Here is a 16,444-nt window from a genome sequence, read left to right on the forward strand (position 1 = left end):
ACCTTATGCGGTTGCTGCACCATCGTCGTCGGATGGGGTTTGATTGGGCTGACCGCGACCGGTAGGTATCGGCTTCTTGCCCCCATCGTGCCACTGCGTCAGATCGGCGCGGATATCCCAGATATCTCCGGTCGTTTCGAGCCCAAAATCGCTCTGATACCGAGCGACCCGCTCCTCGAGCGATGTCGCGTCGTAACCAAGATGGCGGAGCCGCTGCTCGCCTCCATCGTCATCATCGGCGAGCAGCAGCGATGCGGTTTGCTCGAAGCGAAAATCCGGCCAATCCTTGGCGCGCCATCGAACGTCGCACGAATCGGGGACCGCGTCGACGCTGACCTCGACCCACCCTCCGCCATCGGCCACCCGGTCCATGGGCGTGATCCCCGGTCCAGTAATGCGAACGATCGCTCCTGCCATTGGCAGTCTTGCCTCATCGAGCACGCGAACACGGAATTTTTCCTTTTTGCGGTCATCCGGCGGTTTCGGCTCGGGCGGAGGGTCGTCTTTTCGGTCGTCCTCGCTCGGAAACGGCCACGGCGCCTCGTACCGCTCGAACGCGAGCGCCCCCCCGATCACAGCGTCGTAGAGTACATTGCTCAGCTCCTCGGCAAATCCGTCGAGCAGCCGGCGCGGATCATCCGTTGGATCCGGTAAAAGCTCTGCCAAGTCCGAGCCTGTCAGCGCGTCATAAATTGCGATGAGCCCGCGGGCTTGCTCGTCGTCCTTGGCACCTGATTCGTCAAACGCGAAATAGATGAGTTGAGGGATTGGGTCGTCGCGAAGCGCATCCCTCGAAACGGGCGCTTCGGCCGCGCGCTCCTCCACGGGCACGACCCGGAACCGCCACTCGTTCATGAACGTGTCGGTAATAATCCAAGAACCCCAAAAGGTCGCCACTGCGCTTTTCGACGCTAGCTCGTTCCCGCCGAGCGTCGCAAGACGCTTGACGGAAACTTGCATAACGTCTCCGGGGGCACGATGTTTCGGGCAATGGTAAGTGCCCTCGATGTCGGAAGTTCACTTTTTGGAATGGTTCATGACGACATCGGATACGAGCTGACGATCGTCAACGTGAAAGACTCCCTCCTCCGCGTCGCGTCATTCGAGGCGGTCGAGGAGCTCTCGAGCATCTTCGCGTACACCATCGTCGTCGCCACCGATCCCGATCCCGAAGCCATCGCGAGCCTCGAAGCGGCCTTGGGGAGCGATGCGCGTTTTGCGGTCACGAAGGGTGGGGACGTCTCGCGCATCGTTCATGGCATCATCACCCGTGTGCAGCCCGACGGAGCCTTCAAGGGAGAGACCCAGGCCCGCGTCGTGTTCGTGCTCGAGCCCCGCCTGGCCAATCTCCGCCACCGCGGCGGATTCCGAATCTTTCAAAATATGGCGATGCACGAAATCGTGCTCGCGCTCTGCGACTCGGAGCAAATCAAATGCAGCTGGCTCATCAAAGGACGGCCGCCGAAGCGCGAGTACTGCACACAGTTCAACGAGAGCGACTTCGCCTTCATCCGCCGTCTGGCGAGCGACGAAGGCATGCATTTCTACTTCACGCACGACGACGAGGAGACCACGCTGACCTTCGCGAACGATCCCGGCGGCTACCCCGAAATCGAACCAAAGATTCGCATTCCATTCAACGATACGATCGGCGCCGTGGATTCCGAGCACGTACGCAGCATCCGGCGTTCGCAAAACGTCCGCGTCGGCGCGTTCGAACATCGCGATTACAACTTTCTCGAACCGAACAACCCGCTGGTCGCTCGCGCGGAGACCGCGGGAAAAGAGACCGCCGCCAACTCACACAAACGCGAATTTCGAGATTATCCCGGCTGGTCCGTCCAAAAGGACGGGGAAGGTAAAGCGCGCGCCCAAATGCGCCTGGACGAGCTGCGCTCGGATGCCTCGGTCGTCGCCGGCACGGCGCTCTCGCTCCGCCTCTCTCCAGGCCGCACGTTCACGCTCGAGGGGCACCGAGAGGATGGGTTCAATCGCAAGCTGCTCGTCACCGGCGTGCGCATGAGCGGCGCGGTGCAGGGAGCGCTTCGAGACGGGAGCGGGGTTCGCGGCGGCACGAGGCCGACGGAGTTCAAGGCGGTGCCCGCGGAGGTGACCATTCATCCAAAACGGCGGCCCAAGCCGCAGAGCCGCTTGCAGAGCGCACGCGTGGTCGGGCCCAAGGACGGCGATCCCTACGTGGATGAGCGCGGGCGGGTCAAAGTGCAATTCTTCTGGGATCGCGATGGCAAGTTCGATGAGAACAGCTCGTGCTGGATCCGAATGATGACGCCGGCGGCGCACTTGGACGAGGGGTTCTGGCAGGCGCACAAAGTGGGCTCGGAGGTCGTCGTCGGGTTCATCGACGATGACATCGATCGACCGATGATCCTCGGGGCCGTGTACAACACGGTGCAGCCTCAGCTTTATCCGCTGCCCGCGCAGGTCGCGAAGAGCGTGTGGCGCACGAACAGCATCCCCGGAAACAAGGGGTTCAACGAGATAACCCAGGACAATACGGCGGGGCGCGAGGTCATTTTTTTGCACGCGCAGAAGGATCACAAGGAGGTGGTGCTTCACAACCATATGGAGAGCATCGGTGCGAACCAAACCTCGTCGGTAGGCGCGAACCAGACTGTTTCCGTGGGCGCGAACCGATCGGTATCCGTCGGCGCCAATCACACAGTGACGGTGACCGCCAACGAGACGAACACCGTTCATGGCAAGCGGACCGAAAAAGTCGATACCGGAGAAGACGTGACCGTCAAGGCGGGCCGCACCCACACCGTGGAGACGGGGGACGAGAAGCTGTCGGTCAAAGCTGGGAAGCGAGCGGTGAGCGTCAGCGCGGAGGATTCGCTCACGGCGGACTCGAAGAAGGACAAAGTCACGACCACGTTCGACTTGGATGCCGGGACGTCGATCACCATCCATCACGGCAAGGATTCGACGTTGACCCTGAAGGAGAATACCGCGGAGCTGAACACCGCGAAGGAGATCAAGCTCACCAACTCGAAGAGCACGATCACCCTGAAGGAGGGGGTCCTCTCGATCGAGGCCACCGACGAGATCGCGCTCAAGGCGGGGCCCGCGAGCATTTCGCTCAAGAATGACGGCACCGTCACCATCTCGGGGGCTACGAAGGTGGGCATCGGATGCCAATCCTCGACGGTAAACCTGGAACCGGCGCAAGCGGTGGTGAATGGCGCCGCGGTCAATGTCACGGCGTCGGGGGTGATGGAAATCTCGGGCGCCATGATCAAGATCAACTAACCTCATGGTCCATCCCCTCGAAGAGCTGAACGACGCGCTCGGATCGTTCGTCGCGCAGGGCGAGCGATTCGGCCTCTTGCTCACCACGCGCGACGAGGAGGTCCCTCTCGTCGTCAAAGCGCTCGACGCGCTCGACGAGCAGTCGCCGCCCGACGTGTTCTTCGTCGACGCGACCCCTGTCCGAAACGGCAAACAATACGCGGACGACGTCGTACGCAACGCCTGGGCACAGCTCGTGGAGGTCAACGCCGAGCGGCGAGCACGGGGGCAGCCGCCGCTCGCCGAAGTCCCTGGTATGTGTTGGTCGGAGCAGTACACGCCCATGCAGCGCCTCGCGGCGTTGATCCGGCACATGCTCACGTGGTTGCCACCGGATGGTGACCATCGCCTGATCGTCGCGCTGCTGCCGGCGAGCATCCACGATCGCGACGCGCACGCGCGGATCGTCGGCGCGCTCCTCCCGTTTGGAGACTACGAGCCTTGGATGACCAGCATCCGCGTCGTCGTGCGCGACGATGGCGCCGTGCCGTTTGCTGCGACCGCTCTGCGAACTGCGGGTGTGAGGAACGTGCTCCTCTACACGACGCGCGTGACCGTCGCGGGCATCGCGGACGCCATCGCGAGCGACGCCGCGAACACGGATCTTTCACCGGTGCGCCGGATCAACGCGCTCTTGCAATGCGCGGGATTCGACTTGGCGCTCGGACGATACAATGCCGCGCTCGACAAATATGGAGTCCTCTATACGTACTACGATCGGCATGGCGTGCCCGAGATGAAGGCGGTGGTCGTTCAGGGCGTCGGCGACGTGATGTTTCGGATCGGCCGCTTCCCCGCCGCGCGCGACAAGTACCTGCAGGCGCTCGAGATCGCGAGCGAGGCGAGGTCGCTCATGCTCATCATGCATATCTGCGCAGCTTTGGGCGACGCCGACCTTCGACTGCAGGGGTACGCGGAGGCGGCGAAGACATACGCCATCGGGGCGGCGGCCGCGGAAAAATTGGGGAACGGCTTCGCGCGCGCCGACCTGCTCGAGAAGTGCGGACAGGCTCACGCCACGCTGGGGGACCTGCGGGGGGCGGGGGAGGCCTGGACGCAGGCCGCGGTGACGGCTCGAGAGGTGTCGTACGATCCGCGACTGGGCACGGTCCTGGAGCGCCTGCGCGATCTGTGTGCGCGCGGGGGGTATCACGATTTGGCGGCCGACTACGATCGCGAGCTTCGGGAAGTGCGGCGGAGGAGCGGAGCATGAACCAGCACGGACATGGCCGAGCGCAACCGGGACAAGGCCCGCAAGGGCAGCCACCGGCGCCGATTCTGCAGAAAGAGTCCGGCAATGTGATGACCAATGCCGTGGCCGACGTGGTCAATCAGACGGTCGCGCCATTTCAAAACTTGAGCAATCCAAACGTGAGCGTGCTCGACAAGGCGTCCGGGGTGGTCGGCGCCGCCTTCGCGCTCAAGCAAGCGCCGGCCGATCTGGCGAACAACGCCTTTGCCCGCGCGACCAATGGGATCGCGAAGGCGCTTCCGTCGTTTCCAGCGGCGGTCGTCGGAATGCCCGTGGTTGGTATTCCGCACACGCATTCTCACCCGCCCGCCATGCCACTTCCGCTGCCGGGCATTGGCGTGATCACGACGTTTTGCCCGACGGTGTTGATCGGCGGTCTCCCCGCCGCCCGCTCCGGTGACTACGGCCTGGGGCCCACCTGTGGTTCGGTGATGCCTATTCTCGAAATCTTCACGGGCTCGAGCAAGGTGTTCATCGGTGGTGCGCGCGCGGCGCGCATGAGCGACTTCACGCGTCAATGCACACCTGCGCCTCCCGCGGGCAAGGCGGCCGGTGCCATGTCGAAAATGGCGAAGGCGAAGGCGCTCGCGGGCAAGGTGGCGCCGTATATTCCGCAGGTGATGGGCCTCGCCGGCGCGGGAATGAAGGCGAAGGAGGCCGCGTCGGCGGCGGATGCGGCCGATGCCGCCGCCGACGGGGCCGAAGCAGGGACCGAGGCGGCCGTGGAAGCCGCGGCCGAGGCACAATCCGCAGCGGCGGAAGCCTCGGGCGCCGCCCTCGCCGCCGCGATGATGGGCGCCGACATCGCGATGGGGGCCGCGGCGGCGGCGATGGGCAATTTGATGGGAAAAGACCCCGGCGCGCCACCCTGCATCGGGATGGTGATGATGGGTGTACCCAATGTGCTCATCGGCGGATTTCCAATGCCGAGTTGGAGCGACGTCGCAAAGGGTCTGAAGAAGCTGATCGCCAAACTCCAACGAGGGCGCCGCGGCGGCAAGGCACGCGGAAAACGATTCTGCTTCAACTGCATGTGAGCACGGCCGAACGAAGGGGCGTCAAGTCATCTTGTCGTCATGCTCCAAACAACGCCCCGCGTAACCCGCCATATCGTGGCGCGGGCCGTGCAAGTGTCGCTCGGACAGCGAATTCACTTTTTTGGGTTTCGCCAAGTTCTCTCTTGTTTGGCGATCCGCAGACCCCATCCCCCGTGGACCGGCATCGGTCCATGTGGATCGTCCGTGATCAGGTTTCGCACCTCTCCGTTGCCCATCGTTCGCCGGCGACTCTCGTGCCTCCCAACCCTCTCGTCGACCGCATCTACGAAGCATTCGACGTGCTCATGCGAGAGCTAGCACCGCTGGCCGGCCTACACCCGAATCCAGAAGACCGACAGAAGCGCGCGTCGTTATTTCAGCATCATACCGCGATTGCGGGCGAGGATCCGGTGCTCGCGACGTGGATGCAATTTCTCACGCGCATCGGCGAGTCGGTGGCGATCGGTGGAGATGTCGAGTTGCTGCAACAGGCCATTGCGCTCGGGGACACACATCCGATTACGCTCGCGGCCGAGCAGTGGTTGCGCATCGTTGGATTCGACAAGCCCTACTTTCGTTTGCTCAATCGGCCCGCCGGAAAGGGCCCGCCGGTGCCGCGGATGACGCTCACGAAGGACGCGCGAGTCGGTGTGGCCACCAGCGGCGATGGCCGCACGATCGTCACCCTCGATGGCGATCGTGCGGCGGTCTACGATGCCCGCGAAGGTACCCATCGACGCTCGTTCAAGCTGCGGCATGCCGAAGGGGCCCGGAGGCTGGCGATTGCGGCCGATGGCCGACGGCTGCTCACGGGGTTCGGGTACGACGACGTTCATGTGCGGATGTACGACCTCGAAGCGGGGAAGGAGATTCGGCGATTCGCAGGTGACAACGATGCCCAAACCCCCGTGCTCCTCCCGGATGGACGCCATATGTTGGGCGCCGACGGCGCGCTTCATCTCTGGGACCTCGACACCACGAAGAAGAAGCCGACACCCCTATGGTCCGTATTCGCGCCTCCAGGCTACTTCATGCCCGCCGTTCACCCGAACGGTCAATGGTGCGTGTTGCGATTGCGGGACAAGCTGCATATCCGATCGATCGCCGACGGCGCGCTCATTCGTGAGGTACCGCTTTCGTTCGGTTTCGATGTCCTTGGCATGGGATTCGACGCAGCGTGCGCGATTCTTCCGGATGGGAAGCGCAGCCTGTGGGTCATGGACTCCCAACAATCGGTCGTCCAGGTCATCGATCTCGAAACGGGCGAGCGGCTGACGACCCTGGAAGGCCACAGACTGCCGATCACCGCGCTGGCGCTCGCGCCAAACGGCGCGCGGTTCGCGACGATTGCGAAGGATGGCGCCTTGCGCGTATGGGACACTGCATCCCTTCGTCGTTCGTGGATGGTGACGGCACACCAGGGCGAGGGGACCGGTGCAGCCTTTCTCGATGACGACACCATCGTGACCACAGGGACCGACGGCGTAGCATACGTTTGGCACATCGACGACGACGAGCAGCCCGCGATGGACGTTCGCGAGCCGAGCGACAATGTCATCGTGGGACGAGCCACGCCGGACGGGCGGCATCTGTTCGCGCTTCATGCGGATGGATTCTTGCGCGAATGGACGACCGCCACGGGAACGTGCTCGCGTCGGTTCGACGCGTCGACGGTCCCGCGTGACGGCACGTTTCGACTGTGGTTCCCGCGCGAGGGACATTACCTCTTGCTCACCCGTGATGGCGCGGAGGACAAGCTCTTTCCGGCCATCGGCCCCCCCATCGAGGCGACGGTCTTTCGCTTCGATCGCGAGACGGGCGAATGCCATCTTCTTTACCGCGCGGATGAAGTACCGACCGAGGGAATCGTTCCCGTCGACGAAAATACAATCTACGTCGGCCGCGAGCGATCGCGAGGTGTATGGCGCGTCGCGCTCGCTCCCCCGGGGCCGCCCTCCAAGGAGTTGATCGCGCAAGGTTCGCTGCCCGCGCGAACCCTGGTGGCGAAGCGTTGGTCGACGTCCCTCCATGGCAATCACCTCACCGTCTTCGACACGGAGAACCCAACGGCGGGAGCCAAGACGATGGCGGAGGCGGTGAAAGGGATCTTTTCGACCGTCCGGGCGCATGTCGGGCCGGATCGTACGTGGTTGGCGGCTGCGTCGACGAACACCCAGATCACGATCGTGCAGCTCCCGGATGGCTCACCTCGGGGGACCTTCGGCGGTGGCGGAGCTCCGCTGGTGCGACCCGCGGCCGTCGCGTTTTCTGCGAATGGCACGGAGGTCTATGGCGCATCTCCCGAGGGTGAGCTCGTCGAATGGTCGCTGGAGAGCGGAACGACACGTTCGTGGCAGCTGCCAGACGCCCCCGTTCATGGGCTCGCGACACATCCCTCGCTTGGCCCGCGTGTGGCCGCGCAGACGAAGGCCGCCATCGCGTTGCTCGACACCCGGAGCGGTGAGCTCGTAGCCCGCATGGAATACCCGAGCGCCTCGAACGTGGACAGCTTCAGCCCCATCGTTTGCGAAGAGACGCTGGCGCTCCAAATGGATAGCCGGCTGCTCTTTCTGCGCTTCGAGAGCAGCACGCCGCCAGCGTGATTTCCCTCGCGCAGCGCGCGGAGACGTCAACACGTGGCTTCGGGCGGCGGATTGAAGGTGTGCTCTTCGTCGGGCGGATAGAACACCTTCACCTGGCGCTTCGACCTGTCGGCGAGCGTCCGCGCGAGGCCCGCGTCGGCGTCGATGCCCACCGCCGGCTTGCACGTCGGGCAGGGTGCTTTGCTAATCCGGAGCGTAATGGGATCCGGATGCCCAGCCCGCAACGTATGATCATCCAACTTGAGAAGCCCGGCGAACGCGTTCATCTCCGAATGCCACCACCGACTGCCGATCCCTTCGGTCCCTTTGGATGTATGACCTTTTTCAGGATCATGCCCGATGTCCTTGCCGGTTCCGTTGAATACGACCTTGTCCGGGCCCACGCCTTTCACCTCCGTGATGGTCGCGTTGTCCGGTGTGAGCTCCATCTTCGTCCACTCGCTGTCGCCGGACTTTTTGTGCTTGAGGTGATCGACCTCGTATTTGTCCGGCCCCAGCTTCCGCGCGACTCTCCCACCATCCGCCTCGAACAACCTCGGATCCTCGGTGGATTGCTCGTACCACCCCACGCGCCCGGCGGCGATCCCCAGCGCGTCGGCCTCGTAGAATGGGCTGCGCACGGGAGCGTAGGGGTTCCAGCCACCATAAATGTCGATAGGATCGGGGGAGAGATACCGGCCAATGTCGGGATCGTAGTATCGGCAGATATTGTAGTGGAGCCCCGTCTCGTCGTCGTACCATTGGCCCGCGAACGGCTCGCGGCCGAGGCCCGCGCGAAACGCCTCTCCCCAGGTACCTTTGGAGGCAGCCCACTCGAGCTCACCCTTCGTATTCACGATCTCGCTCACGGCGTGGACTTGATCGGGGAGGATATAGTGGACCTGCCCGTCGTCGCGCAGCACTGGTGCGCTATCGTGCGGATTGTAGGCCAGGCGCTCCACGGGCTTTCCATCGCGCCACACCTGCACGAGCCGCGCGAAGTCCCAAACGAATCGCCAAACTTGCCCGTCCGGTCCGCGCTTCTCGATGCGCCGGCCGCATCCGTCGTATCGATAATGCCATGTGCGTCCATCCGGGGCCGCGGCCGCGACCAGCTGCCCCCGCGCGTTCCATTCGAACCGGAACGTCCGCGCACCCTTGGCGTCCGTGTCGATTTTCGTGACGACGCAGCCATTCGCGTCGTACTCGTATTCCAGCGTGCGGCCGATGGACTCCACCCGTGCGAGGCGGCCGTTCTCGTCGTAGAAGGTCGACGCCAATGTCGCGTTGAAATGCGGCGCCACCTGATGAAGCGGGTTGCGCGCTCGAAGCGCGGCGAGCATCTCGGCGCCGCGCGAACCGTGCGCCTGCGCGAAGCGATTGCCTTCTCCATCCACCTCGTAGAAGTCGCACGGGCCGTTGCCTCGTTGACGAAGGACTCCGGTCAAGCTGCCGTTCGCGTCGTGAACGAAGTGGGACAGGCCGCGGAGGGTATCGTTGATGCCCGACACGATGCCGCGCGCGTCGTAGGCGAAGCTGCGCCCGAAATGCCTGGCCTCGCCGGAGGCTCGCCATGGCGTGAACACCTGCGAAAGCACGCGCCCCAACGGGTCGTACGTTTGCTCGAAGGAGCCCGCGCCCGGGAGGCTGCGGGCCACCTCGCGCCCGAGCGCGTCGTACCGGAAGGCCACATCGAGCTCACCCCGCCGGAGCGCGAGGAGGAGGTTGTCGGCGGACCACGCGTAGCGGGTCTCGTCGCCCGCGGCATCGAGGCGTACGGGCCGCCCGAGCTCATCGAAATCCCGCTCGATGACGACACCGTCTTGGACTTCGCGATGGGGTAGTCCGCGCGTGTCGTAGTCGAGGGTCATCGTCGCGTCGGGTCCCTCGATGGACGCGAGCTGCCCACCCGCCGCATATCGGTACTGCGTTTGACCGTCCGGACACGTGCGCTTCGAAACGCGCCCCGCGCTGTCGTAGTCGTATTCGAAGCGCTGTCCCTTGGCGTCGACCAGCGCGGCGACGTACGTTCCCTTCCATTCGATGGCGATGCGGCGGCCGTCGAACGTTCGCCGCTCGATGATGCGGTGATCCGCGTCGTAGCGCACGGCGAGCTCTCGCCCGAGCGAGTTTCGCATCGCGACCAGCTCACCGGGCTCGGTCCCCCAGAAGATGTGAACGCGCTGACCGCCCGGGCGCACGATCTCGGTCGGCTGACCGCACGTGTTGAACCGCACCGTCTCCACGGCGCCGTCGGGGAATTTGGTCCGCAGCACGTTCTCCGATGGATCGTAGTCGTTCTCCCAAACGCGACCATCGGGATCCGTGAGGCGCGCGAGCCTTCCGCGAGCATCGTAGTCGAGTCGAGCTACGGCGCCGAGCGGGTCGGTCGCCGTGACGGTCTGCCCCATGACGTTGTGCGCGTACGACCACGTCTTGCCGCTGAAATTGGACTCCGCGATGGTGTTACCCTGGGAATCGTATACGAACGTGCGTTTCGCGCGCATGGGGTTCTCGACCGCGACCCGCTCGCCGTACGCGTTGTAGGCATATTTCCACGGCTTCTGGCCCTCGACCTCCAGCTCCGTCACGTTGTGCTCATCGTCGTATCGCAATCGAAAACGGATCCCGCTGGAGTCGAACACGCCGGCGACGCGATGGTGGTCATCGTACGTATAGGTCACCGCTCGCCCGTCGGGGTACTCGCGTTTTGCAACGTGCCCGAGCTCGTCGTACTGCTTCCGCACCATGGCTCCATTGACCGACGTGGCCGCGACCTCGCGCCCGAGCTCGTCGTACTCGTAACGCACCCGATTCCCGAGCGGCGATGTCACCTGCAACACTTGCCCGCCCGCGTTGCACTCGTAAACCGTGGGAGCGCCATGGCTATCATACACGGTGGTGGCATTCTTCTCGGTATCGAACTGAATCGTTCGCTCCTGGAACCGATCGGCGCCGCTAACGTAATAACAGCGTCCATCGTTTCGATAACGCATCGTATAGACGGAACCACCCCGGCGCACCTCGCGCACGAGTCGGCCGGATGGATCGTACTCGTACGTTTCGAAAGGGCCTTCCGGATCGTGGACCTCGGCGAGCTGCCCGGCGCGATTGTAAACATAGCCGGCGCCAAACCGGGTCGACTTATCCGGCAAGCGGAGATCGACGCGGATCACGCGGCCCCACTCGTCGTATTGGAGCAAGAGCTCCCTTTGCTCGCGGCGTTGGAACACTCCGATCACGCGCCCGGCCGAATCATGAACGTACTCGAGGCGAGCCAGGGAGGTTCGTTCCACGGCGAGGAGATCGTAGACGGTCCCGCGATTTCTTCGGCGAAACAGAAGGGAATTGGGTGCGCGATGGCTTCCAAAGCCGACGAGTCGAAGGTGATCGAGGTCGAGGCTTCGGAGCTCGAGGCCGTCGGCGGGCGATACGAGGATGCCGGCCTGCTCGAATGGAATGTCGCGACGTTCGATGAATTGGTAGGAGATCCCATCGTGGCGCACGTAGACGAAGCCATCGAGCGTGCGCCGGAGCTCGATTTGCCAACCCGCGCGCCAACCGGGGCCAAATGGGAGCAGCGGCGCGTCTTGGGCTGCTGGCACGAGCGGCCCCGTCTCCGCCCTCAGGAAGCTTGTATTGTACATGCGGTCCGAGACCAACGGCAGGACCCCAGGAAGCGCGATGTCCACCGATTCGCTGAAGAAGGCTCCGCTCGCAACGTCCACCGGGTGGCCCACCGCGATGCGCCCCGTTCTGCCTCCCGCCGCGCCTGCCCCCATGCGGTCAGCGTGCCAGAAGTTTGGCCGTGGGGAGGGCCGTTTTTACGAGATTGGAGCGCGCGCGCCATCGGGAACGTTCTGTCGACTGGACCGACATGTGGCGACAGACGATGCAAATAGATGTTCGTCAAACAGCGGCAAATGCATCGTTTGGATAAGGTCAGGCGCAAAATGGATTGGAGTCATCACGAAGCCACATCAACGATACGTGATATCGTGGCGTGCGATGTTCGTTTATCTCGATTACGCTTCGTTGGTTCCGCCGGTCCGCGAGGCGTTGGACGCCATGCATGCTGCTGCGGAGTCGGGGTGGGGACACCCGAAAGCCTTGCACGGCATCGGAGCACGCGCGCAATACGTGCTCGAGCAGGCGCGCCAGCAGGTCGCGGACTATGCGGGTGCGATGCCGCAGGAGATTGTATTCGTTGGCAGCGGTCGCGAAGCGCTGGCGTGTGGGTTCGGCCTCGCGCTGGAGCTCGCGCCGGCGGCGATGCCCATCGTATCGAGCCGGCTGGAGCATCCATCCGTTCTCGCGCTCGTCGAGCGAGCCGCTCGCGCAGGCCGGGTGGTCCATTGGCTGGGATTGCCGGAAGGTGTTCCCAACGAAGAAGACGCAGCGGCCCTGCGCGAGCCGTCGCTCGTGGTGCTCGCGATGTGCAATCACGAGCTGGGGACCATGCTCGACGTGACGGCCGTTTCGCCTCAGTCGATTCGAGTCATCGATGCCGTTCAGGCGGCTCCTTGGGTTTCATTGGACACCCTGAACGACGAGCGGACCTTCTACGCGCTCTCGGGCTCGAAGTTGGGAGCGCCCATGGGCATCGGCGCGGTGCGCGTCCCGAGCCACGTGCATTACGCGGCCGTGAATCGGCGCTCGGTGCTCGAGAGCGACGGCCCGCCGTGGATCACGGCCATCGGGCTTGGTGCGGCCTGCGCCGCGCGCGCTCCACGACGGGAGCCAGCCTTGGCGCGCGCGCGGCTCGTCGCGGAGCGGCTTCTGCGAGGGTTGCGCGACATCGAGCCAAGGCTCTTGGTGAACGGCGCGGAAGGCGCGCGACTCGGTCCCATCGCGAATGTCTCGTTTCCGGACCTGTCCGGGAAGTCCTTGGTCGAGTCGCTGGGGCTCGAGAGGATCTGCATCAGCCACACGGCGGCCTGTCGCGCGCGGCACTCCGATGCATCCCCGGTGGTTCGAGCCGCGTATGCGAACTTTCCTGCGCGTGCGGACGGCGCGACGCGTTGGAGCGTGTCCGAGCACGTCACCGATGACGACGTCGGTCGGGCCCTGGAGGTGACGGGTAGGGTGCTGCGGAACCGTCGCACGGCTCGCGGCCATGAAACGCCGCGGTGACGACCATCCGAAGCTCCCCTGCATGGCGCCGCGAAGCACCATGAAAGGGAGCTCGGACGTCTCGAGCCGGTTCGTGTATTTTACACGAGTCTAGTCTCGCGAGCGCTTCGTTCCGCTAATTGTTCGCGGCGCCCGGGGTGACGTTGGGCGTTGCCCGCCAATCGCTGGCGGCGTTGTTCGTGTCGACGCCGTTGGGGAGGCGGCTGAGCGAGCGGATGGAGCTGTCGCTGTCGGAGGCCGTGGTGCGTGCGCCCTCGACCAGGTTGACGGTGCCTTCGATGCCCGGCAGCTGCGCCGTGGTGACGACACCCTCGTAGGAGAGCGCGTCGACCACCGTGGTTCCGTTGGCGAGCGCGAGGCCGTCCGGCGAGCCGTTTTGGATTTGATCCCGCAGGCCCTGGAAGTTGATCTTCTTGACGCCGGCCGGGACGGTGACGGCGCGGTCACCGATGACCAGATACTGGCCGGGCGCGAGCGAGCCGCCCGACGACAAGTCGACGATCGCATAGCTGGTATCGTCGATGCCGTTGACCAGATAGAGCGCGTAGGTGCTCAAATCCACGGGCTGGCCGCCCGCGTTGTAGATCTCGACGAACTCCTGCGTGTCGTCTCCGACCTCGTCGTATTCGACCTCGTTGATGACCAGGCGGCCTGGCGGCGGCGGCACCACATAGGAGCCGAGGAGCCGGACCCCCGCGTAGGACGAGAAGCCGCGCAGCATGACCCAGTACTTGCCCGGCTGCACGTTGGTGATGTTGCACGTCTCGTTGTTGCCGCCGATGTAGGGGCGGCAATCGAAGATGTTGACGTCCGCGGGCTCACCGTATTTGACATAGAGATCCGCGTCGCCCGATCCACCGCTGATTTGGAATTTGAGGTTTTGCACCCCCGCCGGGACGTCGAGCGTGTACCAAACCTGGGATCCCGCCGCGCCGCTGATGTTGTCGACCGGCACGTTGTTGGTCAGCGGGGTGGAGGGGGGAATCGGACGCGGGATGCCCACGCCGACGGCCTTCCACGCTTCGGAGACCGCGTTGATCTCGGCGGTCGTGTAGCCGAGCTGCTGGGCGGCCAGCTCGGTGCCCGTCTTCGCTTGGGCAAAGTTGGTGGACGGCTGGAAGATGCCCGTGGTGTTGGCCCGGAAGAAGATCCGCGCCGCCTTCTCGAAGCCGATGCCCGTGACTTGGTTGGTCGACTTGCCGCGCGGGTGCTTGCCGCCTTGTGCCAACAAGTAGAAGGCCAAGTTGGAAATACCGGAGCTGTAGTGCACGTCTTGGCTGGTGTAGTCGGGGAACCAGTCGAGCGACACGTTGTCCTTCTTGGGATCGTTCATGTAGCGAAGGGCGTCGCCCGGGATGTTCGGCGTCCAGACGTCTTCGCCGACCTTCCACGTGTTGTCGCTCACGACCTTGCCATCGCGGTACCACTCGATGACATTGCCGAAGATGTCGGACATCGACTCGTTCAAGCCGCCCGATTGGCCCGAGTAGGTGAGGTTCGATGTCTTTTGCGTGACGGCGTGGGTGAGCTCGTGCGCCGTGACGTCGAGGCCGTTGGCGAGGTTCGAGGCGGTGACCCCGTCGCCGTCGCCGTAGACCATCTGAACGCCGTTCCAGAAGGCGTTCACGTAGTTCTGTTGGTAGTGAATGGTGCTAATCAGCTTGGCCCCGCCGTTATCGTACGAGTCGTGGCCGAAGAGCTCGAGGTATCCGTCGTAGGTGGTGCCGAGCCGGTCGTAATTGTTGTTGGCGACCACGTCGGACACGGGGGGATCGCCCTCGGCGCGGACGAGCGGCCCGGGGAGAGTCGATGTGTTCTGCGCGTCGTGGATCTCGCGGTTCTTCGCGGTATGGATATGCGGCGCGGTCAGGAGCACGCGTCCGTCGGTGGCGTTGACGAAGACCGTATCGTGCAGAGGGGTCTGGTCGCCTTTTGCGCCCGTGACATCGACCTCGTAAACCAAGTCGAGCCGGTCGTCGGTGCGAAGATAAATGGTTTCGCCCGTGGAGGTGGCTGCGAGGTCCGCGATCGTCGCATAGCCGCTTTTGGCGGCTTCGATGGCCGCATCGGCGGAGATCGTCCCGTCGGTTGGCGCATCGACATCGTTGCGTACGGTGCCGTTGGCGGCGAAGGCCACGCCATCGCGCACGTGCAGGGAGAAATCGCCGCCGAACACGGCGCGGCCGTTCTTTTGCTGGGTAAACACGTAGTGTGCATCGCCGATGTCGTCGACGAACGCGGCGCGGAGGGTGAGCGCGGCCGGATCCGCGCGGAAGACCGGCGACAGCTCCGCGAGCACGTCGCGCACGTCGGCCACCGTCAAGGTCGCCGACTGCGCCTTTCCGAGGTTCCCCGTGACGAAGACGGGGACCCCCGACGGATCCACGTCGAGGACGTTGGCGCTCGGGAGGGCCGTGAGCGCCGTTTGAATGTCCAGTCCCGAGCGAGAGCGGGCTCGTCCCTCGTCGTCCGATTCCTTGAATCCCTCCGAAGTTTGGCAAGCGGTCGCAATCGCGACCATCCCGAGAAGTCCAAGACCACGAATGAATGGATGTATTCTATTTTTAATCAATGGAGCACCCCTTCCGCAAATGCGCGGATTCGCGCATGCGTCGCAGACATCCTTTGATCGGCTACGGATGGGCGTACGAAGCTGCCCGACGAGGGGCGGTAGGAGCCGGAGGCCCCGCCTTCCTATGACCCTCGTCGGGAATGCACGGGGCTCCTTCTCCCCATGTCATGACATCTGCGGCGCCCACCCTCACCTAAAGCCAAGTCGTTCAATCGTTCGATAATAAGATGACTGGGCGTAGCATCGGGATATTCACTACGTCAAGGCATGAGTCGGCGAATTATGTATTCCGTTATGCGGCCTCCGGGACGCTATCGGCCATTTCTCGCTTATACGGGCGAAGGTCGAAAAAGATCCCTTTCATCCGAATGCGACGAAGCGCGCCAACGGAGGTGCTCCGTGCAAAGGGTAGCGAAAGGGTCTACCTGGAACTCCATAACTTGAGCTATTCGTCAAAATGACGGAAACGTTGATTCGAATTCCAACCGGCCATCGTAAATCGTCAATGGATGTCGTTGTCCGAACGACTCGTTGGAAACGGGTCGAGGTCGACCGGTTC

At 63.9% G+C, this 16,444-nt stretch carries 9 protein-coding genes; 5 read left to right on the forward strand and 4 right to left on the reverse strand.

Going from position 1 to position 16,444, the window contains the following annotated elements; translation table 11 throughout:
- Positions 1–3 precede the first annotated feature (3 nt).
- A complete protein-coding gene (locus tag LZC94_19320) occupies positions 4–855 on the reverse strand; it encodes a peptidoglycan-binding protein (GenBank protein ID WXB19368.1) in 852 nt (283 codons plus the stop codon).
- A gap of 174 nt (positions 856–1,029) precedes the next feature.
- Here LZC94_19320 and vgrG point away from each other — a divergent pair, with 174 nt between their 5' ends.
- Genes vgrG through LZC94_19335 form a run of 3 tightly spaced genes read left to right on the forward strand, consistent with a single transcriptional unit; the run spans position 1,030 to position 5,598 of the window.
- Positions 1,030–3,270 (forward strand): type VI secretion system tip protein VgrG, encoded by a 2,241-nt coding sequence (gene vgrG, locus LZC94_19325; protein WXB19369.1) that lies wholly within the window; start codon positions 1,030–1,032, stop codon positions 3,268–3,270.
- Between the two features lie 4 nt (positions 3,271–3,274).
- Positions 3,275–4,522, forward strand: coding sequence for a hypothetical protein (locus tag LZC94_19330; GenBank protein ID WXB19370.1), 1,248 nt, complete (start codon positions 3,275–3,277; stop codon positions 4,520–4,522).
- Positions 4,519–5,598 carry a PAAR domain-containing protein gene (locus LZC94_19335; GenBank protein WXB19371.1) on the forward strand — a complete coding sequence of 360 codons (1,080 nt, stop codon included), beginning with the start codon at positions 4,519–4,521 and terminating at the stop codon, positions 5,596–5,598. The genes LZC94_19330 and LZC94_19335 overlap by 4 nt, the downstream gene beginning before the upstream one ends.
- A 371-nt stretch (positions 5,599–5,969) precedes the next feature.
- On the opposite strand, the gene LZC94_19340 is transcribed toward LZC94_19335, so the two are convergent.
- The gene (locus tag LZC94_19340) at positions 5,970–6,434 is read right to left on the reverse strand and encodes a hypothetical protein (GenBank protein ID WXB19372.1); all 465 of its coding nucleotides are present in this window, start codon (positions 6,432–6,434) and stop codon (positions 5,970–5,972) included.
- 6 nt (positions 6,435–6,440) lie between these two features.
- On the opposite strand from LZC94_19340, the gene LZC94_19345 reads away from it, so the two are divergent.
- Positions 6,441–8,201: a hypothetical protein gene (locus LZC94_19345; GenBank protein WXB19373.1), complete on the forward strand. Its 1,761-nt coding sequence runs from the start codon at positions 6,441–6,443 to the stop codon at positions 8,199–8,201.
- Positions 8,202–8,227: 26 nt separating this feature from the next.
- Here LZC94_19345 and LZC94_19350 read toward each other — a convergent pair whose 3' ends face one another.
- Complete coding sequence (locus LZC94_19350; GenBank protein WXB19374.1) at positions 8,228–11,962, reverse strand: DUF6531 domain-containing protein; 3,735 nt, start codon at positions 11,960–11,962, stop codon at positions 8,228–8,230.
- A 226-nt stretch (positions 11,963–12,188) separates the two neighbouring features.
- On the opposite strand from LZC94_19350, the gene LZC94_19355 reads away from it, so the two are divergent.
- A complete protein-coding gene (locus tag LZC94_19355) occupies positions 12,189–13,313 on the forward strand; it encodes an aminotransferase class V-fold PLP-dependent enzyme (GenBank protein ID WXB19375.1) in 1,125 nt (374 codons plus the stop codon).
- A gap of 115 nt (positions 13,314–13,428) precedes the next feature.
- Here LZC94_19355 and LZC94_19360 read toward each other — a convergent pair whose 3' ends face one another.
- Complete coding sequence (locus LZC94_19360) at positions 13,429–15,834, reverse strand: M4 family metallopeptidase (protein ID WXB19376.1); 2,406 nt, start codon at positions 15,832–15,834, stop codon at positions 13,429–13,431.
- Positions 15,835–16,444 lie beyond the last annotated feature (610 nt).

This window comes from Sorangiineae bacterium MSr11954 (assembly GCA_037157815.1).
Taxonomy (GTDB): Bacteria; Myxococcota_A; Polyangia; order Polyangiales; family Polyangiaceae; genus Pendulispora; species Pendulispora albinea.